This is a genomic window from Pseudolysinimonas kribbensis (genome assembly GCF_030161895.1).
Classification (GTDB): domain Bacteria; phylum Actinomycetota; class Actinomycetes; order Actinomycetales; family Microbacteriaceae; genus Pseudolysinimonas; species Pseudolysinimonas kribbensis.
The window spans coordinates 1,988,451-2,009,535 of record NZ_BSVB01000001.1; the positions used below are offsets into that span (position 1 = coordinate 1,988,451).

At 70.3% G+C, this 21,085-nt stretch carries 19 protein-coding genes and 4 pseudogenes; 15 read left to right on the top strand and 8 right to left on the bottom strand.

What is annotated here, in order from left to right; all coding sequences use genetic code 11:
- The first annotated feature begins 55 nt into the window (after positions 1 to 55).
- Positions 56 to 751 (top strand): ThuA domain-containing protein, encoded by a 696-nt coding sequence (locus tag QQK35_RS11085; protein WP_284254222.1) that lies wholly within the window; start codon positions 56 to 58, stop codon positions 749 to 751.
- A 60-nt stretch (positions 752 to 811) separates the two neighbouring features.
- On the opposite strand, the gene QQK35_RS11090 is transcribed toward QQK35_RS11085, so the two are convergent.
- Positions 812 to 1,774: an aldo/keto reductase gene (locus tag QQK35_RS11090; protein ID WP_284254223.1), complete on the bottom strand. Its 963-nt coding sequence runs from the start codon at positions 1,772 to 1,774 to the stop codon at positions 812 to 814.
- A 220-nt stretch (positions 1,775 to 1,994) separates the two neighbouring features.
- Here QQK35_RS11090 and QQK35_RS11095 point away from each other — a divergent pair, with 220 nt between their 5' ends.
- The 4 genes and pseudogenes from QQK35_RS11095 to nhaB all read left to right on the top strand — a co-directional run bounded on the left by QQK35_RS11095 (position 1,995) and on the right by nhaB (position 6,875).
- On the top strand, positions 1,995 to 3,299 hold the full coding sequence (locus QQK35_RS11095) for an ABC transporter substrate-binding protein (protein ID WP_284254224.1): 1,305 nt from the start codon (positions 1,995 to 1,997) through the stop codon (positions 3,297 to 3,299).
- A gap of 169 nt (positions 3,300 to 3,468) precedes the next feature.
- Complete coding sequence (locus QQK35_RS11100) at positions 3,469 to 4,317, top strand: carbohydrate ABC transporter permease (protein ID WP_284254225.1); 849 nt, start codon at positions 3,469 to 3,471, stop codon at positions 4,315 to 4,317.
- Entirely contained in the window at positions 4,314 to 5,216 is a 903-nt protein-coding gene (locus QQK35_RS11105; protein ID WP_284254226.1) for a carbohydrate ABC transporter permease, read from the top strand. Before QQK35_RS11100 ends, QQK35_RS11105 begins: the two co-directional genes overlap by 4 nt.
- A gap of 158 nt (positions 5,217 to 5,374) precedes the next feature.
- Positions 5,375 to 6,875 (top strand): annotated as a pseudogene (nhaB, locus tag QQK35_RS11110) (sodium/proton antiporter NhaB).
- Here the strand turns inward: nhaB and QQK35_RS11115 are convergent.
- Together QQK35_RS11115 and QQK35_RS19775 are read right to left on the bottom strand one after the other, a co-directional pair.
- Positions 6,872 to 7,258, bottom strand: coding sequence for an SbtR family transcriptional regulator (locus QQK35_RS11115; protein WP_284255784.1), 387 nt, complete (start codon positions 7,256 to 7,258; stop codon positions 6,872 to 6,874). The pseudogene nhaB and the gene QQK35_RS11115 overlap by 4 nt on opposite strands.
- 77 nt (positions 7,259 to 7,335) lie before the next feature.
- Positions 7,336 to 7,512: pseudogene (locus tag QQK35_RS19775) on the bottom strand (hypothetical protein); the annotation flags it as partial.
- 106 nt (positions 7,513 to 7,618) lie between these two features.
- Between QQK35_RS19775 and QQK35_RS11125 the strand changes: the two are divergent.
- Positions 7,619 to 8,619, top strand: a pseudogene (locus QQK35_RS11125) (aldo/keto reductase); the annotation flags it as partial.
- A 43-nt stretch (positions 8,620 to 8,662) separates the two neighbouring features.
- On the opposite strand, the gene QQK35_RS20465 reads toward QQK35_RS11125, so the two are convergent.
- A complete protein-coding gene (locus QQK35_RS20465; RefSeq protein WP_431311845.1) occupies positions 8,663 to 9,106 on the bottom strand; it encodes a carboxymuconolactone decarboxylase family protein in 444 nt (147 codons plus the stop codon).
- A 31-nt stretch (positions 9,107 to 9,137) separates the two neighbouring features.
- Between QQK35_RS20465 and QQK35_RS11130 the strand changes: the two genes are divergently transcribed.
- The 5 genes from QQK35_RS11130 to QQK35_RS11150 all read left to right on the top strand — a co-directional run bounded on the left by QQK35_RS11130 (position 9,138) and on the right by QQK35_RS11150 (position 12,101).
- Entirely contained in the window at positions 9,138 to 9,797 is a 660-nt protein-coding gene (locus QQK35_RS11130; protein WP_284254227.1) for a TetR/AcrR family transcriptional regulator, read from the top strand.
- Positions 9,798 to 9,839: 42 nt separating this feature from the next.
- Positions 9,840 to 10,457: a TMEM175 family protein gene (locus tag QQK35_RS11135; RefSeq protein WP_284255681.1), complete on the top strand. Its 618-nt coding sequence runs from the start codon at positions 9,840 to 9,842 to the stop codon at positions 10,455 to 10,457.
- Positions 10,458 to 10,530: 73 nt separating this feature from the next.
- A complete protein-coding gene (locus tag QQK35_RS11140) occupies positions 10,531 to 10,950 on the top strand; it encodes a hypothetical protein (protein ID WP_284254228.1) in 420 nt (139 codons plus the stop codon).
- A 213-nt stretch (positions 10,951 to 11,163) separates the two neighbouring features.
- Positions 11,164 to 11,817, top strand: a complete 654-nt coding sequence (locus tag QQK35_RS11145; protein ID WP_284254229.1) for a serine/threonine-protein kinase — start codon at positions 11,164 to 11,166, stop codon at positions 11,815 to 11,817.
- A complete protein-coding gene (locus QQK35_RS11150) occupies positions 11,814 to 12,101 on the top strand; it encodes a hypothetical protein (RefSeq protein ID WP_284254230.1) in 288 nt (95 codons plus the stop codon). Before QQK35_RS11145 ends, QQK35_RS11150 begins: the two co-directional genes overlap by 4 nt.
- 5 nt (positions 12,102 to 12,106) lie before the next feature.
- Here QQK35_RS11150 and QQK35_RS11155 read toward each other — a convergent pair whose 3' ends face one another.
- Both QQK35_RS11155 and QQK35_RS11160 read right to left on the bottom strand, forming a co-directional pair.
- Complete coding sequence (locus QQK35_RS11155; RefSeq protein WP_284254231.1) at positions 12,107 to 15,181, bottom strand: DUF7507 domain-containing protein; 3,075 nt, start codon at positions 15,179 to 15,181, stop codon at positions 12,107 to 12,109.
- A gap of 153 nt (positions 15,182 to 15,334) precedes the next feature.
- The gene (locus QQK35_RS11160; RefSeq protein WP_284254232.1) at positions 15,335 to 16,792 is read right to left on the bottom strand and encodes a cation:proton antiporter domain-containing protein; all 1,458 of its coding nucleotides are present in this window, start codon (positions 16,790 to 16,792) and stop codon (positions 15,335 to 15,337) included.
- A gap of 244 nt (positions 16,793 to 17,036) precedes the next feature.
- Here QQK35_RS11160 and QQK35_RS11165 point away from each other — a divergent pair, with 244 nt between their 5' ends.
- On the top strand, positions 17,037 to 17,462 hold the full coding sequence (locus QQK35_RS11165) for an Hsp20/alpha crystallin family protein (protein ID WP_284254233.1): 426 nt from the start codon (positions 17,037 to 17,039) through the stop codon (positions 17,460 to 17,462).
- The gene (locus QQK35_RS11170; protein WP_284254234.1) at positions 17,462 to 17,635 is read left to right on the top strand and encodes a hypothetical protein; all 174 of its coding nucleotides are present in this window, start codon (positions 17,462 to 17,464) and stop codon (positions 17,633 to 17,635) included. The genes QQK35_RS11165 and QQK35_RS11170 overlap by 1 nt, the downstream gene beginning before the upstream one ends.
- Positions 17,636 to 17,710: 75 nt before the next feature.
- Here QQK35_RS11170 and QQK35_RS11175 read toward each other — a convergent pair whose 3' ends face one another.
- A complete protein-coding gene (locus QQK35_RS11175) occupies positions 17,711 to 18,004 on the bottom strand; it encodes a DUF2277 domain-containing protein (protein ID WP_284254236.1) in 294 nt (97 codons plus the stop codon).
- A 218-nt stretch (positions 18,005 to 18,222) separates the two neighbouring features.
- Between QQK35_RS11175 and QQK35_RS20470 the strand changes: the two genes are divergently transcribed.
- Positions 18,223 to 19,056 (top strand): flavin reductase family protein, encoded by an 834-nt coding sequence (locus QQK35_RS20470; protein ID WP_431311846.1) that lies wholly within the window; start codon positions 18,223 to 18,225, stop codon positions 19,054 to 19,056.
- A pseudogene (locus QQK35_RS11185) lies at positions 19,005 to 19,733 on the top strand (fatty acid desaturase family protein); the annotation flags it as partial. The gene QQK35_RS20470 and the pseudogene QQK35_RS11185, both read left to right, overlap by 52 nt.
- Before the next feature lie 194 nt (positions 19,734 to 19,927).
- On the opposite strand, the gene QQK35_RS11190 reads toward QQK35_RS11185, so the two are convergent.
- Positions 19,928 to 21,079: an ROK family transcriptional regulator gene (locus QQK35_RS11190; RefSeq protein ID WP_284254237.1), complete on the bottom strand. Its 1,152-nt coding sequence runs from the start codon at positions 21,077 to 21,079 to the stop codon at positions 19,928 to 19,930.
- Positions 21,080 to 21,085 lie beyond the last annotated feature (6 nt).

Consider the following 21,085-nt stretch of genomic DNA (forward strand, 5'->3'; position numbering starts at 1 on the left):
GCCGCAACACCAGGGATTTGCTGAGGGAAAGCGGTGTCCGACTACGCTGACCCGCATGTCGTCGCACGCGTTGCTGCTCTCGGGTTCCGGTCGATACGCCGACCCCTGGCATCCGTTCGCCGCAACCTCCGCGCGCGTCGCCGAGGTGCTCGAGGGCGCCGGGATCGCCACGACGGTGACCGAGGACGTCGACGCCGCTCTCTCGGCTCTTCCGATCACCGCGCCCGACCTGCTCGTCGTCAACATCGGCGCCGCCGACGCGCCGTTCGCCCCCGGCGCCGAACCCGAGCCCGCCGGGCCGGAGATCGACGCGGCCTCTCGCGCGGGCCTGCTCGCGCACCTCGCGGCCGGGCGCCCGCTGCTCGCCCTGCACGTCTCGTCGACGAGTCTGCACTTCGTGCCGGAGTGGGAGGGGATCCTCGGCGGCATCTGGGTGCGCGGCACGACGATGCATCCCGACTACGGCCGCGCGCACATCCACGTCGAGACCGACGCGCACCCGATCGTGGCGGGCGTCCACGACTTCGAGGTCGACGACGAGCGCTACACGTACCTGCGGGTGGCGCCCGACGTGCAGCCGCTCGTCTGGCACGAGCACGACGGCGCGCGGCACCCGCTGCTGTGGACGCGGACGACCGGGTCGGCCCCCGTCGTATACGACGCCCTCGGACACGACGCGGCCTCGTACGACAGCCCGGAGCGGCGAGCGCTCCTCGCCCGCTCCGCCCGCTGGCTTCTGCGTGCGCTTTAGGACGCGCCACGAACGATTCGCGCCGCACGGGCGGGGGCGCGGGTGCGGGCCGGGATGCGGCTAGCGCCCGACCGCGGGGGCCGCGTCCTGCCAGGTGGATGGATCGAGCTCGACCGCGCGCAATGCGCTCCACAGCTCGTCGGGCACGTCGACCTCGTCGAGTTCGACCGAGGCCTCGAGGTCGGCGACGGTGCGCATGCCGACGATCGTCGAGGTGATGCGGGGGTCCCGGGTCGAGAACTGCAGCGCGGCGGCGGCGAAGGGCACGTCGAATTCCGCGCACAGGCGCCCCATCTCGTTCGCGGCGGCGATGAGGGCGGGTGCGCCGTTCCCGTACGCGTAACGCTCGCGGGCCACGGGCCAGCGCGTCAGCATCCCGCCGCCGTAGGGCGCCGCGTTGAGCACGCCCATGCCGCGTGCGGCGGCGAGATCGATCAGCGACTCGGCGCTGCGATCGACGAGGGTGTGCCGGTTGTGGGTGATGAGCGCCTCGAAGTGGCCGGTCTCGACGAAGCGCGTGAGCAGGTCGACCGGGCCGCCCGAGATGCCGAGGTGCTCGATGAGCCCCTCGGCTCGCGCGGCCACGAGCGCCGCAACCGGGCCGTCGTCGTCCATCGCCCGGTCCCACGTGGTGTTCTCGGGATCGTGCAGGAAGACCATCGGCAGTCGCTCGATCCCGAGTCGCTCGAGGCTCTCCGCGAGCGAGGCGCGCATCCGGCTGCCCGAGAAGTCGTTGGTCACGGGATGCCGGTCCGCCTTGGTCTGCAGCACGAAGCCCGGGGGCAGGCCGCCGTTCGCGCGGATCGCGGCGCCGATCCGGCGCTCGCTCTCGCCGATGCCGTAGTTGTTCGAGGTGTCGAGGTAGCGCACGGTCCGATCACGGAAGAGGGCGGCCGCGAGCGCGGCGGACTCCGCGGGGGCGATGCCGCCCTGCGGATCGTCGACGTCGCGCCAGGCGGCGGCGCCGGCGCAGATCCGTGTCACGGCGATGCCGGTCGCGCCCAGCTGTCTCGTCTGCGCCATGCGGTGTCCTCCGATCATCGGTGGGAATGCGGTTGCCATGCCGACCCTAGACGGTTGGACCGGTCGCACACCACGCCATCATCGGATGATGGGGACGAACCGGCCGCCCGCCTTGACAGCGCATGCGGACGATCCTAGGGTCGACTGGAATGCGCATTCCGCCCACATCGGCGTGCCAACCCCGCACCCTTGCGACATCACATCAAAGGAGATGCACCACGTGAACAAGAAGCTCCTGCGCGGCCTGGCGATCCCGCTCGCCGGCCTCGTCGCGCTCGGCGGCCTCGCGGCCTGCTCGACCTCCGGCGGTCAGTCCGACGGCTCGGGCGTCGTGAACCTGACGTTCGTCAACTGGGACAACGGCATGGACAAGGTGGTCGACGCCTGGAACACCGCCAACCCCAAGATTCAGGTCAAGCTCATCAAGCCCTCGGGCACCGGCTACACGCTCTACAACAAGCTGATCACCGACAACAAGGCGGGGACCAACCCCGACATCGCGGAGATCGAGTACCCCGCGATCCCGCTGATGATCTCGAACAAGGTCATCGTGCCCGTCGACAAGTACATCTCGTCGCTCGACAACTACTCGCAGAACGTGCTCGACCGGGTGCGGTTCGAGGGCAAGACCTACGGCGTGCCGCAGAACATCTGCCCGCTCGTGTTCTTCTATCGCAAGGACCTCTTCGAGGCGGCCGGCATCACCAAGCCGCCGGCCACCTGGGACGAGTTCGCGGCCGACGCGGCGATCATCCACGGCAAGAACCCGAAGCAGTACATCAGCAACTTCGACGCCGCGAGCCCCGAGTGGTTCTCCGGCCTCGCCGAGCAGGCGGGCGCCAACTGGTGGTCGGCGAAGGGTTCGACCTGGACCGTCGACATCGACGACGCCGCGACGCAGAAGGTCGCGAACTACTGGCAGGACCTGCTCACGAAGGACCTCGTGGCGCCCGGGCCGAGCTGGTCGACCCAGTGGAACACCGACATGAACACCGGCAACATCGTGGGCTGGATCTCGGGGCAGTGGGCGCCGAACCAGCTGCCCTCCATCACGCCCGACACGGCCGGCAAGTGGGCGGCGGCCCCCGTGCCGTCGTGGACGGCGGGCGACCAGCAGATCGGCACCTGGGGCGGTGAGGTCGAGGGCGTGACCGCGAACTCGAAGCACCCCGCCGAGGCCGCCAAGTTCGTCGACTGGATGAACAACAGCGAGAAGGGCATCGACCTGCTCATCACGAAGGCGCAGGTCTTCCCGGCGTCCGCGAAGTACCAGTCGCTGCCGGCGCTGAAGACGCCGCCGCCGTTCATGAGCACCCAGCCCGACTACAACGCGCTCATGGCTCAGCTCGCCTCGCACGTCCGCGGCTTCGACATCTGGGGCCCGAACGCGAACATCACGTTCAACGCCTACTCCGACGCCTTCGGCAAGGCCGTCCAGAACAAGACCTCGTTCCAGGACGCCCTGAAGACCGTGCAGGAGGCCTCCGTCGCCGACATGAAGAAGGCGGGCTACACGGTCAAGTAGCCGTCTGCTTCACTCGGGCGGGATGCCGGCGGCGCGTTCGCCGGCATCCCGCCTCCCCTGCTCCCGCCCCTCCCACCCCGCAAGGAAGCCGATGGCCACCGTCCCCGCCGCAGCCCCGGCGCGACCCGCACCCGCTCGGCGCCGACGGCGCGGCCCGATCCTGCCGGTCGTGCTCGTCGCCCCCGCCGTCGCGCTGCTGCTGCTGTTCACGTTCGCTCCCGCGGTCTACGCCTTCGTGCTGAGCCTGTTGCGCGTGCACGTCTCGGGCGGCCTGCTCGGCACCTCGACCGAGACGGTCTTCGCCGGTGTCGCCAATTACGCGTCGACGCTGGCCGACCCCGAGTTCTGGGCGAGCCTCGGGCGCATGCTGCTGGTCGCCTCCGTCGGGGTGCCCTCGGTGCTCATCCTCGCGACGCTGTTCGCCCTCTGCCTCGACGCGAACCGCGCGCGTCTCACCGGCTTCAGCCGGCTCGCGATCTTCCTGCCCTACGCCGTGCCGGGCGTCATCGCCTCGCTGCTCTGGGGCTTCCTCTACCTCCCCGCGACGAGCCCCATCGGCGGTCAGTTCATCGACTACTTCGGCAACACGACGATCTTCTTCGCCGTCGCCAACGTCGCCATCTGGGGCGTGCTCGGGTTCAACATGGTCGTGCTCTACACCGCCCTGCAGTCCATCCCCCGCGAGCTCTTCGACGCCGCGCAGATCGACGGCGCGAGCGAGCTGCAGATCGCCGTGCGCATCAAGCTGCCGATGATCGCCCCCGCCATGACGCTCGTCGCACTGTTCAGCGTGATCGGCGCCCTCCAGCTCTTCAACGAGCCCACCACCTTGAAGCCGCTCACCAACGCGATCAGCTCGACCTGGGTGCCGCTCATGCGCGTCTACTCGGACGCCTTCGTCAACAACGACATCTACGGGGGAGCCGCCAGCGCCTTCACGCTGCTCGTCATGACCGTCGTGGCGACCGTGCTCGTGAACGTCGTCGGCAACCGCCTGAGCAGAAGGAGCGCCCGATGACCGCGGTCGTCTCATCCCGTCGCCGCAGCGCTCTGCGGCCGAGTCGTGACGGCCGGCCCGGCGCGCGACGGGTCAGCTGGGTGCCGACCCTGATCCTGCTCGCGGGCGCGGTCTACTGCCTCGTGCCGGTGCTGTGGATCCTCATCGCCGCGACCAAGTCCAACGGGGAGCTGTTCTCCACGCCCCCGCTCGTGCCGTCGTTCGACGGGGCGTTCGGGAGCAACATGGTCGGCATCCTGACCTACGATCACGGGATCTGGGTGCGATGGGCCCTCAACACCGTGATCTACGCGGTCGGCGGCGGCATCCTCTCCACCTTCATCGCGGCGGCCGCCGGCTACGCGCTCGGCAAGTACCGATTCCGGGGCAGCCGCTTCGTGTTCCGCTCGATCGTGGCGGCCGTGCTGCTGCCGCCGGTGCTGCTCGCGGTACCGCAGTACCTGCTGCTGGCACCGGTGGGGCTGACCGACACCTACTGGAGCGTGCTGCTGCCGCAGCTCGTGAACCCGTTCGCGATCTACCTCTGCAAGATCTACGCCGAGGCGTCGGTCGCGGACGAGATCATGGAGGCCGCGCGCCTCGACGGCGCCTCGGAATGGCGGATCTTCCACTCGATCGGGCTGCGCCTCATGTCGCCCGCGCTCATCACGGTGTTCCTGATCCAGTTCATCGGCGTCTGGAACAACTTCCTGCTGCCGTTCGTGATGCTGACCGACCGCGAGCTCTATCCGCTCACGCTCGGGATGTACGGCATGATCATGCCGACCGGCGGGCAGCCCAATCAGTTCTCGCTCGTGATCGGCGGGGTGTTCCTCTCGATCGTGCCGCTCGCCGCGATCTTCCTGTCGCTGCAGCGGTTCTGGAAGGTCGACCTGCTCTCCGGCGGCGTGAAGCTTTAGGCGAATGAGACGCACTCGAGAAGGCGAAGAGGTAGCTTCAGAGCACCCGGGTCAGGCGGGGTACCGACCGCCGGCACGACCCCGCCGCATAGGCTGGTGCCGGAGCGCCGGGAAGTCTGGTCGGCCGGCATCTGTGCCGTGACCGAACGGGAGGCCGTGTGCTGAGAGCCCTGCCGTCCTCCCTCGCCCGCAACTTCCTCGGCGACTCGCCGCGCTGGTACAAGATCACCATCGTCGCGTTCCTCGTTGCGAACCCGGTCGTGTTCCTGCTGATCGATCCGTTCGTCGGCGGCTGGCTGCTCGTCGCGGAGTTCATCTTCACCCTCGCGATGGCGCTGACGTGCTACCCCTGCAGCCCGGGGCCTTCTCGCGATCGAGGCGGTCGCGATCGGGATGGCGTCGCCCCAGGCGGTGTTCGAGGAGACCCGGTCGAACTTCACCGTGATCCTGCTGCTGATGTTCATGGTGGCGGGCATCTACTTCATCCGCGAGCTGCTGCTCCTGCTGTTCACCAAGCTCCTGGTCGCGGTCCGCTCCAAGGTGCTGCTGTCTCTGGCCTTCGCGACGATGACAGCCGTGTTGTCGGCGGTGCTCGACGCCTTGACGGTGGCGGCGGTCGTCATCGCGGTGGCCGCGGGCCTGTATGCGGTCTACCATCGCTTCGCTTCCGGTCGCGGCGCGGGAGACCTCCACGATCACAGCGATGACCGTCTGGTGCACGAGCGCCATGAGGGCGACCTCGAGACCTTCCGCGCCTCCTTGCGGAGCCTCATGATGCACGCGCTGGTCGGCACCGCGCTCGGCGGCGTGGCCACGCTCGTGGGGGAGCCGCAGAACCTGCTGATCGGCGACACGGTGGGGTGGGATTTCGGGCAGTTCCTGCTGCACGTCGCGCCGGTCTCGATCCCCGTCGTCATCGTCGGGCTCGCGATGTGCGCGCTGCTCGAGCGCACCCGATCGTTCGGGTACGGAGCGCGCCTGCCGGACTCGGTGCGCTCGGTGATGGAGCACTGGGACGAGGGTCAGAGCGGCGGCCGTGACGCCCGCGCGCGGGCGCGACTGCTCATCCAGGGGCTCACCGCGGTCGCCCTGGTCGTCGGGCTCACCCTTCATCTCGCCGAGGTCGGCCTGGTCGGGCTCGCCGTGATCGTCCTGGCGACGGCGTTCGCCGGAGTGACGGAGGAGCACGCGATCGGCAAGGCGTTCCAGGAGGCGCTGCCCTTCACCGCGCTGCTGGTCACGTTCTTCGCGATCGTCGCCGTCATCCACGAACAGCACCTGTTCGCGCCGATCATCGACACCGTGCTGGCGCAGCACGGACGGGCCCAGCTCTCGCTCATCTTCCTGGGGTCGGGCGCGTTGTCGGCGATCAGCGACAACGTGTTCGTGGCGACCGTGTACATCAGCGAGATCGCGAAGGCCTTCCACGCCGGCGACATCTCGCGGCATCAGTTCGAGCTGCTCGCCGTGTCGATCAACACCGGCACCAACATCCCGAGCATCGCCACTCCCAATGGGCAGGCGGCGTTCCTGTTCCTCCTCACGTCGACGCTCGCGCCGCTCATCCGGCTCGGCTACGTCCGGATGCTGTGGATGGCGCTGCCCTACGCAGCGGTCCTCTCGGTCACCGCATACCTGGCCACGGTGTTCCTGCTCTAGCCGTCCGAGGCGCGCAGCCCGGCCAGCAGCAGGCGCACCATGCGCTCCGCGTGCGCGGGGCTTCGGCCGTGCTGCTCGGCGCCGTGGCAGAGATTGGCCACCGCGCCCAGGAACTCGCCGGCGTCGACATCCTGGATGCGCACCCCCGAGCGCCGCGCCGATTCGAGCAGTCGTTCGAGGGTCGGGGTCAACCGCGCCGAGAAGTAGTCCGCGAGCGGAGCGTAGGCCGGGTCGCCCGAGTGCAGCGCCGCGGCGAGACCCTGCTTGGTGGCGAGGAACTCGGTGTACCGCAGGATCCACCGATCGAGCGCCTCGTCGGGCGGGAACGACGCCTCGATCTCCGTGGCCGCCGTGACGCACGCATCCATCTCGCGTCGGAACACCGCCGAGATGAGGTCGGACCGTCGAGGAAGTGGCGGTACAGCGTGCCCACACCGACGCCCGCGCGGTCGGCGATCGCACGCACCGGTGTATCGACGCCGGATGCCGCGAACTCCGTCTTGGCGGCCTCCAGCAGCGCGTCGAGGTTCTGCCGCGCATCGGCGCGCATGACGCGCGGCGCGTCGCTGGGGCTCTCCGCGGTCGGGACTGAGGGCATGGCGGCATCCGAGACTTGCGGCGGAACCCTGTTCCGCATATGGTCGTCTTAAGCGGAACCATGTTCCGGTTATATCCGGAGTGTCGTTCCGTCTCTCACCACACTATGCCGCCGCGGTCCCGATCGCGGCGACGAGGAGCACACCATGCAGTACCGCACGCTGGGCCGCACCGGCATCAAGGTCACGCCCTACGCGCTGGGGGCGATGATGCTCGGCTCGCTGGGCAACCCGGATCGCAGCGCCGGCGTCGCGATCATCCACCGCGCCCTCGATGCCGGCATCAACTTCGTCGACACCGCCGACCGCTACGGCGACTCGGAGGAGGTGGTCGGCGAGGCGCTCAAGGGCGCCGCGACGAGGTGGTGCTGGCCACCAAGTTCTGGGGGCCCGTCGACGACGACGTCAACCATCGGGGCGCGTCGCGGCGCTGGATCCGGGAGGCGGTCGAGCGATCGCTGCGTCACCTCCAGACCGACTACATCGACCTGTACCAGCTGCACCGCCCCGACCCCGACACCGACATCGACGAGACGCTCTCGGCCCTCACGGATCTCGTTCGGGAGGGCAAGGTCCGCTCGGTCGGCAGCTCGTCGATGCGCGGCTCCGAGATCGTCGAGGCGCAGTGGATGGCGGAGCGCCGCGGCTTCGAGCGCTTCCGCACCGAGCAGCCGAACTACTCGATCCTCGACCGGGAGATCGAGCGCGAGATCCTGCCCGTGGCCGAGCGCTACGGGATGGGCACGCTCGTCTACAGCCCGCTCGCGGGCGGCACGCTGACCGGGCGGTACCGGTCGGGGCAGGAGAACGACAACTTCCGCTCCACCCGGACGGGGATGCGCCACTTCCGCGACGAGCGTCGGCTGGCCGCCGTCGAGCAGCTCGTCGCCCTCGCGGAGGAGCTCGGCGTGAAGCTGACCCACCTCGCGATGACCTTCGCGATCGCGCACCCGGGCGTCACGTCGGCCATCGCCGGACCGCGCACGATGGAGCAGCTGGAGGACACCCTGGCCGGGGTCGACCTCGCGCTCTCCGACGAGGTGCTCGACCGGATCGACGCGATCGTGCCCCCGGGCGAGAGCATCGGCGCGATGGACATGGTCTACCGGGGTCCGCAGGTCGGCGCTGCGGCCCTGCGCCGACGGCCCCCGCGGAGCGTTCCGCCGGCTGACCTTCGCCGACACGGCGTCGTCAGGCGCGTTCGGCGAAAACCGCGGCCGCGACTCCGTACCCCTCGAATGCCCTCGCCACGCCGGCATAGGCGGCGACCTGCACGAACACCTCGACCACCTCCCGTGCGGTGGCGCCGCTGTTGAGGGCGATGCGGATCTGGCCGCGGAGCGGCTCGAGGGTCCCGAGCGTGGCGGCGATGGCCACGGAGACCAGGCCGCGGGTGCGGTGGTCGAGGTCGTCGGTGCGCGGCCACGCGTCGGTGAACGCCTGGATGGTGGCGATCCGCTTGAAGTCCGCGCCGTTGGCGGGTTCGCCCGGGGTGGCCGCGAGGAACGGCTCGAGGGTGTGCCGAGCAGCTGCCCGGCGTATTCCAGCGCTGCGGAGTAGTCGCGGTCGGACGCGAGGGTCATGACGGGGTCCTGTCTCTCTCGGAGAACACCTAGTACAACATGGTTGTGTTATTAACGCAACCCAGGCGCGTTACGCTCACTGCATGTCCGAGTTCCAGCGCGCGCGCACCGCCGACGCCAAGCGCTCCCGTGAGACCGCGATCCTCGACGCCGCCCGCGCGCTGGCGACGCGCGACGGTGTGCGCTCGGTGACGCTGACCGGCATCGCGCAGCAGATCGGGATGCACAAGTCGGCGCTGCTTCGCTACTTCGAGACCCGGGAGCAGATCCTGCTCCGTCTCGCCGCGGCCGAATGGGCGCGGTGGGGTCCCGAGCTGAGCGCGGCGCTGGCCATGCTGGACGATCCCCGTGACGTCGGCGGGGCGGTCTCCGCGACCCTCACCGCTCGCCCGTTGTTCTGCGACCTGCTGGGTCACGTCTCGCTCAGCCTCGAGCGCAACGTCTCGGTCGACTCGGTCCGGGAGTACAAGCTGGTGACGCACGGGGAGGTCGACCGCATCGGCGCAGCGCTGCGGGCTGTCCTGCCCGAGCTGGTCGAGCAGGATGCCGTCGATGTCATCTCGACGGCGATCTCGGTGGCCGGCACCATGTGGCAGATGTCGACGCCGGGGGAGGTGCTGAGCGACGTGTATCGGCGCGACCCGCGCCTGGCGCACGCCATCGTCGATCTGCAGCCCACGTTGACGCGGATCCTCGATGCGGTGGTCGAAGGGTTGCGGGTTGCACGGCACGCAGGCGGGTGAGCCGACGCCGGCGCGAGGGCGCAGGATGGTGCCGTGTCGAAGATGAGCCCCAGCACGCCGGAGCGGCTGTCCGGCTACACCGACGCGGTGTTCGCGGTGATCATCACGATCATGGTGCTCGAGCTGAAGCCGCCGGCCTCCGCCGAGCTGAGCGCGCTGCTGTCGCTGTGGCCGGTGGCGTTGAGCTACGTCGTCAGCTACGCGTTCGTGGCGATCATCTGGATCAACCACCACTACCTGATGACCTACATCACGTCACCGTCGCTGCGGGTGATCTGGCTGAACTTCGGCCACCTGTTCTTCGTCTCGCTCGTGCCGTTCACGACGGCGTGGATGGCGCAGACCGAGTTCGCGCCCGCTCCCGTCCTCGTCTACGCGGCCCTGTTCGTCGTGACCGACGGCATGTACAACCTGTTCGAGCGGGAGATCCTGCGCAGCTCCGGCGAGTTCAGTCCGGTCGAGTACCGGGCGACCCGTCGCCGCTCGCTCTTCGCGTTCCTGCTGTTCGTGGTGGCGGCCGTGCTGGCGGTCTTCTCCAACTGGGCGGGATTCGGCTTCATCTGCGTAGCGCTCGCGCTGCACCTGGCCCCGGATGCGACCGGGTGGCGGCGCCGGGCGCGCGAGACGCGCCGGCAACGGCGCGCGACTCCCGGGATGTGAGCTCCTCGGCGCCGGTCTGAACGGCCGCTCGGAGCTTGGGAGGCGCCCAGCGTTCGACCGGCATCCTGGATCCATGAGAGGCATTCCCGTGGCGGCGGCCGCCGTCGCGCTCGCGATCGGGCTGAGCGGGTGCGCGGGCAACGCGGGCTACTCGACGGCCACTGCGCGGGGTCTGCAGCGCTCCGTGTTCGACGTGGCGAGCTCCGCGGCCGGCAGCGACTACTCCGCCGCGCTCACCCGGCTGAGCGCGCTCGAGAGGCTGAACGACGCGGACGCCGAGAAGGGCACGATCGAGCCCGCGCGCCACGACGCGATAGCCCGGTCGATCGCCCTCGTGCGCGCCGACCTGATCCAGCTGCAGGATGCCGCCACCACGGCCGAGCTGCGCGCCCGGCTCCAGCAGCTCCAGGAGCAGCAGGAGCAGCAGAAGACGCAGGCTCCCACGCCGCCGAAGAAGAAGGGCGGCCCGAAGCCCCCGGGGCCGAAGGGATGACGGTGACCGAGAGCCTCGACCTGATCGCGGCGCGATACCGGCTCCGGGATCGGGTCGGCACCGGCGGCATGGCGGAGGTGTATCGAGCCCTCGACGAGAGCCTCGGCCGGGACGTCGCGCTCAAGATCTTCCGGCGCGAGCTCGCGGAGGGCGAGGACCTGCATCGCCAGCAGGGGAGATCCGCCTGCTGGCGCGCCTGTCGCACCCTCCCTCGTGACCCTGTTCGACGCGGTCTCGGACGACCGCGGCCGCGGGGTGCTCGTGCTGGAGTACGTGCACGGGTCCGACGTGCGCGCTCGACTCGCGCGCGGACCGCTGCCGCCCCCGGAGGTCGCGGCGATCGGCGCCGACGTCGCGCGCGCGCTCGCCTACATCCACGGTCAGGGAGTCGTGCACCGCGACATCTCGCCCGCGAACATCCTCCTGCCCGACGACAACGCGTCGGGCCCGACGGCGAAGCTCACCGACCTGGGCATCGCGCGCCTGGTCGATGATGCGAAGATCACCGCCACGGGGTCGGTCATCGGCACCGCCGGGTACATGAGCCCGGAACAGGCCGAGGGCCGCCCGGCCACGCCGGCCGGCGACGTCTACTCGCTCGGGCTGGTGCTGCTGGAGTGCCTCACCGGGCGGCGCGAGTTCCCGGGCAGCGGGGTCGAGTCCGCGGTGGCGCGGCTGGCGCGCGACCCCGCCATCCCGCCCGCCCTTCCGGCGGCCTGGCAGGAGCTGCTGCGCACCATGACGGCGCGTGATCCGGATGGGCGCCCCACCGCCGCGGAGGCCGCCCAACGGTTGAGCGCGCTGGTCTCGCTCCAGGCCCCCGCGCTCGACGACCCCTCCTCGCCGAGCTCCCCACGGTGGCGATGACCGTGGCCGCGGCACCGGATCCGACCAAGGTGCTGCCCGCGAACCCCGCGCCGGACCAGCCGGCGGCGGCGAAGCCGCGCATGCGGGGCCGCCGCGCGGTGCAACTCGTCGCGGGCCTCGCGCTCGCGGTCGCCGTCGTGCTCGTGGTCGTCCTCGTCATGGTCTCCGCGCACGGCGCCACGCCGCGGCCGGACCCCGTGACGAGCTACCCGGCGGTCAGCGGTCCGCTCGGCGAGCACCTGAAGCAGCTCGAGAAGCAGACCTCCGTGACCTACGCGCCGTAGCGGCGTCAGTCCGTCGGCGATCCGTCTCCACGCCGCCGACGGATCACGATCGCGAGACCGCCCGCGAGCAGCAGCACGAGCGCCATCGCGACGCCCGGGAGCAGGAGGTCGCTGCCGGTGAGCGCGAGCCCGCCCGGCGGGTCGACGAGCACCCGCGACGTGGACGGATCACTGGTGATCGTCCCGCCGCCGCGGAGCGTGCCGCTGACCGTCGCGCTGTTGCTCAGCCGGGAGCCGCGGACGAGGTCGGCATCCACGACCGTGTAGGTCGCGGTGCAGGTGACCGACTCAGCCGGTGACAGCGTCGACGCGCTGTCGGGGCAGGCGATCGCCGAGAGCGTGCCGTGACCGGTGAAGGCGCCCTCGTGCACGACCGGGTCGGTGATCGTCACGTTGCCGGTGTTGGTGACCGCGAACGAGTAGGTCACCACCTGACCCGCGCGGGTGACCTTCGCGGCGTCGGCCGTCTTCACGATCGTCAGCGCCGGTGCCGGACTCGTGGTCACGACCGAGGTCGACGGCGGCGACACGGGAGGCGTCGTGCCGTCCGGCGGGGTGCCGGTGACCGTGGCGGTGTTGGTGAGCGCCCCGGAATCCACGTCGTCCTGGGTCGCCGTGTAGTCCGCGGTGCAGCTGACGTCATCGCCGGGCGCGAGGCTGATCGGACCGGTCGGGCACTGGATCGCCGACAGCGCGCCGCTGCCCGAGAACGCGCCCTCGTCGATCACCGGATCGGTGATCGTGACGTTGCCGGTGTTCGTGACCAGGAACGAGTAGGTCAGATGCTGCCCCGCCGCCGCCGCCGTCACATCCGCCGTCTTGGCGAGGGTGAGCGCCGGTGTCCGCGTCACGTTCACCGTCGCGGTGGAGGGGATGGACAGCGCGACGACGCCGCTCGGCGCGACGCCGGTCGCCGTCGCGGTGTTCGAGACGACGCCGCCCGCGTCGATGTCGGCTTGGGTGACCGTGTAGTCGGCGCTGCAGGTCTCGAACTGCCCCGCGAGCAGGGTCTCCCGGGGGCAGTCCAGCGCGCCGAGGGTGCCGGTGCCGGTGAACGTGGTCTCCGGCACATCGATCGCCGAGAGCGTGACGTTGCCCGTGTTCGTCACGAGGAAGGAGTAGGTCACGCTCTGCCCGGCGGCGTCGACGGTGGTCGGCGTCGCGGTCTTGCTCAGGGTGATCCCGGGCGCCTCGGGCGTGGGAACGACGATGGTCGACGGCTCCGAGGGGACCGGGATCTCCGATCCTGGCGGCGTGCCCGTCACCGTCGCGGTGTTGCTGACGCTGCCCGCGTCCACATCCCCACCGCTGAGGGTGTAGTCGGCGGTGCAGAGCGTCTGCTCCCCGGGCGCGAGGGTCGTCTGCGCGCACGTCGGCGTCGGCAGCGAGCCGGTGCCCGTGAAGGTGGAATCGTCGATCGCGATGTCGCTCATGGTCACGTTGCCGGTGTTGGTGACCACGAAGTCGTAGGTGATCGTCTGACCCGGCTGGAAGGTCGCGTCTCCGGATGGCGTGGCCGACTTCACGACGGTGAGCGCCGGAGCGGGGTCGGCGGCGGGCGTCGACGTCGTCGACGGCGGAGAGGTGGTGACCACGCCGCTCGGCGGGGTGCCGTGGGCCGTCGCGGTGTTGTCGACCGCGTGCGCCGCCACATCATCCGGGGTCACCGTGTAGAGCGCGTCCGCTGTGCACGTCTCGGTGTCCCCGGGTGCGAGCGTCGTGCTCGGACAGGTGACCGGCCCGGCCTTGGCGTCGGTGACGCCGACGTCGGTCAGGGCCACGTCTCCGGTGTTCGTGACGGTGAAGGTGTAGCCGATCGTGTCACCGGCATTCGTGATGCCGTCGCCGTTGGCATCCGTCGGCGTTCCGGCGTGCTTCACCAACGTGAGGGCCGGGCTCTCGAAATGCACCGTGCTCGATCCCGGCGGGTTCAGCCCGACCGTCGTCACGTTGCCGGGGCCGTTCGTATAGGCGACCCCGGTGGTCGCGGAGGCGACCTGCACGGTGACGGTGCACGACGCCATGCCGGCGGCGAGGTCGCCCGTCGCGGCGACGCTCGTGCTGCCCGCGGCGGCCGTGACCACGCCGGACGGGCAGGTGGTGCTGATCGCCGGCACCGCCGCCACCCGGAGGCCGGACGGCAGCGCGTCGGTGAACGACCAGCCGTTCTTCGCGGCGAGCTCACTCGTGTTGGTGACCGTGAACGTCAGGGCCGACGCGCCCCCGGTCGGAACGATCGCGGGGCTGAAGGCCTTGTCCAGCTGCGGGGTCACGTCGAGGATCTTGAAGTTGTCGAACGCCTGGTCGTTCCCGGAACCGGACGGCTGCTGGTTGGTGAGGCGGAATCCGATCGTCGAGCTGGTGACCAGAGCGGACTGGTTGCCGGTGAACGTGCCGACGGTGACGGTCGCTGCGTCGACGGCGAAGCTGCGCCGATTCGGGTCGGCGCAGATGTTGTAGTCGGTCGTGTTCAGCGGGATGGCACTGCCTCCGTCGAGGAGGTAGAACCGATCGAGCGCCTGTACTCCGGTGGAGCAGAGGTTGCCGACCTGAACGGAGAACGTGAGGAACCGGCCACTGGTGGGCACGGTGATCCCGTTGCCTTGCAGCATCGTGCCGGTGTAGTTGTTCGACGTGCCGCCGACGGTCTGGTCGGCGACCGCGAGGTTCTGTGTCGGGTCGGTCATGCCGTTGTAGAGCCCGATGCCGGACGGGATCGTCCGCGCGCTCGGCCACCATCCGCTCGACGCGCCGCAGAAGCTCTGCGCCCCGAGGGCCGCGTTGGTCGCCTGGTGGCCGAAGATCAGCCCGTTGCAGAGCGTGGTGTTCTGGTACACGGGGTCCGCCGTGTAGGTCGCTCCGCTGCTGCTCGTGTAACCGGCGATCCTGGTTGCGCCCGCGACCGGCGCATTCTGGAAGTCCTCCTGGTAGACGAGGGTTCCGTCGCTCGGCACCCCCGGGTTCCCGGGTGCGGCGCTCGCCGGTTGGGCGACCAGACCCAGGGCCAGGCCGGAGGCGATCAACGCGGCGGCGCCCGCCGCCGCAGCGAGACGCAGCGGCAGCGATCGCAGTGCCGGCAACAGGCCCCGCCTGCCCTGCTTCGAACCAGGTACGGACAGACCGGTCACTCGGATCCCCCTGCGAATCGCGACTCGGCGCTCCCAGCCCCATCCACACCCGTGGATCACGCGAATAGTCGTCAGCATAGCGATCGGCGCGGCCGGCGCCCATGGTTACTCCCGGGGCGTGAAGAGGTCCGTGATGTCGTGCCCGTCGTCGATGTCGGTGAGCACGACATCCCCGGATCGGAGCCGGGTGCCGGAGCGGACGGGCAGGCTGCGTCCGTCCCGGCTCGCGAGCGCCACGCGGGCGAGCTCGTCGGGGAACAGGTCGCCGACCGTGGCGCCGTCGGCGGCCGACCCCGACTCGACGGTGTGGCGCTCGAGGCCGGTGGGCCGGTCCGCGAAGCGGACGTCGAGCGACCAGGGACGCGCCTCCACCTCGCGCATCGGCACCCGGAGCGCTCGGGCCAGCAGCGGCACGAGTCCGCCTTGCACCACGACGGAGAACAGGACGACGACGAAGACGATCCCGTATAGCGTCTGCGCGCCGGGCACGTCGGCACTCACGATGAGCAGCCCGAGCAGGATCGGCACCGCGCCCTTGAGCCCCGCCCAGAGCAGGAACGCGCGCTCGCCCCACCGGATGCGCAACGGGAGGCTCAGTGCACCGACCAGCACCGGCCGAATGATGAACGACAGGATCGCCGCGATGGCGAGTCCGGGCACCAGCACCTCCGGCCGGAGCACGACGTCGAGCCGGATCGTCAGCCCCAGCACCGCGAACGCGACGATCTCGGCCAGGCTGGCGATGCCCGAGGTGAATCGGGTGATCTCCGTCTTGTAGGGCGCGTGCAGGTCGCCGATGAGGATCCCGGCGATGAACACGGCGAGGAACCCCGAGCCGTGGGCGGCGGTGCCCAGACCGTAGAGCAGCCCGGCGGCGGCGATCGCGAAGACCGACGCGAGCGATTCGCTGGGGAGGGTGAGGCGCGACAGCAGCAGTCGCAGGCCGAGCCCTCCGATGATGCCGACCACGGCGCCGATGCCCAGTTGCAGCAGGAATTCGAGCACCCCGCTGCCGACGGCGCCCCACCCCGTGCCGGTGGCGGCGAGCAGGGCGGCCATGATGGCGATCCCCACCGGGTCGTTGGCGCCGGACTCGCCCTCGAGGATCGTGCCGGTGCGGCCGCCGATCTCCTTGCGCCCCAGCACGGAGAAGACGACGGCCGGGTCGGTCGGCGAGAGCGCAGCCCCGAGCAGAAGCGACGCGGTGAGATCGAGCCCGAGCAGGAGATGAGCGGCGAGGGCGACTGCCGCGGCCGTGACGGCGGTGCCGGCGATGCCGAGCCAGAGAATGGGCGCGGCCGAGCCGCGGAAGCGCCGCCAGCCGATGTGCATGCCGCCGTCGAACAGGATGAAGGCGAGCGCGATGCTGACGACCTTCTCGTCGAGCTGTCGTCCGGATTCCGCGACGGGCGGAAGGGCCAGAGCGAGGAGGGCTGCCGCGACCAGGAAGAACGCCGGGGCCGGGATCCGCAGCCGCTGGCTCAGCCGGTTGGAGAGCACCGCGAGGATCACGGCGGCGGCGACGGCGGCCACCACGAGCGCGAAGGCGATCTGATCGGTCATGCGGCTCCAGGGCGTGCGGGGATGGAGCCGACCAGACTTCCCGGCGCACCTGGGGCCAGCGTAGCCGGGCGTCCACCGGCGGAGCACGAGCGGATCGTCGGGCCCGGACTCCGGGCCGCCTGCACGGCACCTTCGGATATGTCGAAAGCACCCACGACACTATTGGCACTCGGCAGCGGAGAGTGCTAATACATCTTCCGTGGCCCCTCGACCGGGACCGCACCCGATGAGGAAGGAGAGATCCATGTCCAACCCGTTCGATGTTCTGAGCCAGCTCGACCGCCTCGCGTCCGGCGTGTTCGACACGGCCCTGACTCCTCGCCTGATGCCCGTCGACCTGTTCCGTGACGGCGACCAGTACGTGCTGTCCGCCGACCTCCCCGGCATCGATCCGGCCAGCGTCGACCTCGACGTGGACGGCCAGCTGCTGACCATCCGCGCGGAGCGCAGGACGCCGGCGAACGACGGCGTGCAGTGGCTGAGCCACGAGCGCCCCGACGGCTCCTACATGCGCCAGTTCACCCTCGGGGACGGCGTCGACGTGGAGCGGATCACCGCGAACTACGAGCACGGCGTGCTGTCGGTCATCATCCCGATGGCCGAGCGCGCCAAGCCCCGCAAGATCGCCGTCGCCGCGGGCGGTGCGGAACAGAAGCAGGTGAGGGCCTGATGAGGCGGCTCGTGGCCGTGCCGCAGGACCCGCGCGATCGCCGCTCCGAGGGCTCCGGGGTGCGGCTTCCGAACCTCGGACGACGGCTCACGCCGCCGCTCGGGGAGCGTCGGCCGTCGCGCACCGGCTGGTCCGGGCGCTTCCCGGGAGGCCCGCCGCTGCGCGCCGCCTGAGCAACCGGGTCCCGGACGCGTCCTCGCGCCCGGGACCCCTCGGCTCGGGTCGGGGCTCATCGATGCCGTCGGACGTCAGGTCGCCGTTCGGATCCTGACCTCGCGCTCCATCCGCTTCTCGTGCCGCCGGCGGCCCTTGATCGCCTCGAGCTCACGGCTCTTCGGCGGCGCGCTCGTCACCAGCTGCTCGAGCATGCGGCGAGTCGCGAGCGCGATCTCGTCGATCGCCTGCTCGAACGCCGCCGCGTTCGCGCGGGAGGGCCGGGTCGACCCGCTGACCTTGCGCACGAACTGGAGCGCGGCCTCCCGTACCTCGTCATCGGTGGTCGGCGGCTCGAAGTTGTGGAGGCACCGGATGTTGCGGCACATGCCGCCGACCATAGTCCGTGAGGAGCGCCGTGGTGCCGTGTCCGAATCCCGCGAGCCCAGGCATCCGGCGATCGTCAGGATCGACAGGTGCGAACACACGACGTGATCAGCCCCGCGATCTTCTACTTCGGCACCCCGGTCGCTCTGCTGAGCACCGTGACCCCGACCTCGCTCCGATGTCGAGCATCTTCTGGCTCGGCCGACGGGCCGTCATCGGCATGTCGCCGCGGTCGCAGACGGCGCTCAACATCCGCGCGACCGGCGAGTGCGTGATCAATCTGCCCTCCGCCGACCTCGTGGATGCCGTCGACCGGCTCGCGCTGACGACCGGCCGCAATCCGGTCTCGGAGCGCAAGGCCTCTGTCGGATACCGGTACGAGCCCGACAAGTTCGGTGTCGCCGGGCTCACTCCCGTGCCCTCCGATCTCGTGCACCCGTTCCGCGTCGCCGAATGCGCGGTCAACCTCGAGGCGCGACTGGTGGTCGACCACCGGTCCGACGCCGATGCCGACTCGATGCGGCCGATGGAGCTCGAGATCGTGCGCACGCACGTCCATCCGCGCATCCGCTCCGACGAGGGGATGCAGCGGGTCGACCCCGATGCATGGCGGCCGCTCATCATGAGCTTCCAGCACTTCTACGGCGTCGGCGAGCGGCTGCACCCTCCCGGCTCGCCACCATCGGTGAGGAGTGGTACCGGTAGGCGCGGCGGACCGCCGCGTTCGGTCGGCGCACAGCCGAACCGGCTAGATTCGACCCATCTGTTCGATGGGCGAGTCGCCCGCACCTCTGACTGGGAAGTCGGACTTCGATCCCAGGAGAGGCCATGTCCTCCGTTTCGTACACGCGCACCATCTCGGCATCCGCCGCGGGCCCGAACTTCGCCGCGATGTCGCGTGTCGTCCGCGAGACGGGGCTGCTGCGCCGCAGTCGCTGGTTCTACGCCCTCCTGCTCGGCGGGCTGTTCGTCGCGCTCGGCGGGGCCATCACCGGCTTCGTCATGCTGGGCGACTCGTGGTACCAGTTGCTCATCGCCGCGGCACTCGGGCTGATCTTCACACAGTTCGCCTTCCTGTCCCATGAGGCCGCGCACCGCCAGGTGCTCGCATCCGGGCCGGCGAACGACCGCCTCGGGCGGTTCATCGGCACGGCGATGGTGGGCATGAGCTACCAGTGGTGGATGACGAAGCACACCCGCCACCACGCCAACCCGAACCAGCTCGGCAAAGACCCCGACATCGCGGCCGACACGGTCTCCTTCCACCAGGATTCCGCGGCGTCGCGCCGGGGCCTCCTCGCTCTGTTCACGCGGGTGCAGGGCTACGTGTTCTTCCCGCTGCTCTCGGTCGAGGGCGTCAACCTCCACGTGCAGTCCGTGCGCTCGCTCGTCGAGCGCCGCAAGGTGCACGGCCGTGGATTCGAGCTCACCGTGCTCGCTCTGCGCTTCGGGATCCTGCTGAGCGCCGTCTTCCTCGTCCTTCCGCTCGGGATGGCGTTCGCCTTCCTCGGTGTGCAGCTCGCCGTGTTCGGCATCTACATGGGGGCCACGTTCGCCCCGAATCACGTCGGCATGCCGTTCGTGGCGCGCGACGCGAAGCTCGACTTCCTCTCCAAGCAGGTGCTGACCTCGCGCAACATCACGGGCGGCTGGGCGATGACGCTCCTCATGGGCGGCCTCAACTACCAGGTCGAGCACCACCTCTTCCCGAGCATGTCGCGACCGCACCTCGCCCGGGCCCGCGACATCGTGCGCGAGCACTGCGAGCAGCACGACGTCCCCTACACCGAGTCGACGCTCCCGGCCGCCTGGCATCGGGTGATCGAGCACCTCAACACGGTCGGCGGAGCCTCCGCGGATCTTCGAGTGCCCCGTCGCCGCGCGCTACAGCGCGGGCTGAGCCGGCCCGTACCCCGGGGGATACCTCAAGAGCGCTTGCCCAGCACGAAGCGCTGGATCGCGATCACGGCGGCGCCGCGGCACCACTGTGAGTCGTCGCCTGAGGTGCTGACGAGGTCAGGCGTACGCGCTCTCGGGTCGCGGTCGAGCGCGATGCCCTCCCGAATCGCGTCGGCAGCCACGTCGGTCAGGCCGATGCCCTCACCACCCAGCACGATGCGCTCGGCAGCGGTGAGATTCGCCACGGCCGCGATCAGGCGGCCGAGCGCGCGACCGGCATCGTCGACGACGCGCAATGCAGCGGAGTCGCCCGACGATGCGAGTTGCAGCGCCTCCGGGTAGTCGACGACGCGACCGACTGCAGCGGAGACCGCCTGGCTGATGGCGGTCGAGGTGAGCACGCTGCGCGCGCACCCGCGATGGCCTGCCGGGCACACCGGGCCGAAGGGATCCAGCGGCCAGTGGCCGACGAGCCCGAGTCCCGAGTCGCCGTCGACGACGACATCGCCGTGGATGACGAGGCCGTACCCGACTCCGGCACCCAGGGTGATGACGGCGAAGCGGTCGAGGCCGCGCCCGACCCCGAACCAGTGCTGCGCCTCGGTGAACGCGACGACGTCGTTCTCGATGACGACAGGAAGATCGGTCTCGTGCTCGACCATGCTCCCGAGGGGCACGTCCTCCCATCCGAGGAACGGGGCGCTGCGCACGGTGCCGTGGTCGGCAACCAATCCGCCGATCCCGATCCCGACGGCCGTCGGGGTCGGCAGACCCCGCGAGACGCTCGACACCAGCTCGCCGACCTGGCGTGCGACGGCGCGCGGTTCCTGCGATGTGAGCTGCATCGACTCCTCAGCGACCACGTTGGCACGCAGGTCCGTGACGACGGCGCGCAGGTCGGCGCCCGTCAACTTCATCCCGACGAAATGCCGCGAGTCCGCCACGACATCCAGCGGCCGCGATGGCCGCCCGGCACGCGGTGTCTCGGATCGCTCGTCGAGCTCGACGAGCAGACCGCTCTCGATCAGCGGAGTGCTCAGTCGGGTCAAGGATCCCGGCGAGAGATCTAGTCTCCGCGCGATGTCGCTCCGGGAGATCGGACCGTGCAGCAGCACCTCGAGCGCGACCGCGAGCGTGGCCCCCGAGTCGGGCGTCCACGCCGGCGTGGTGATCCGCATTCCGTC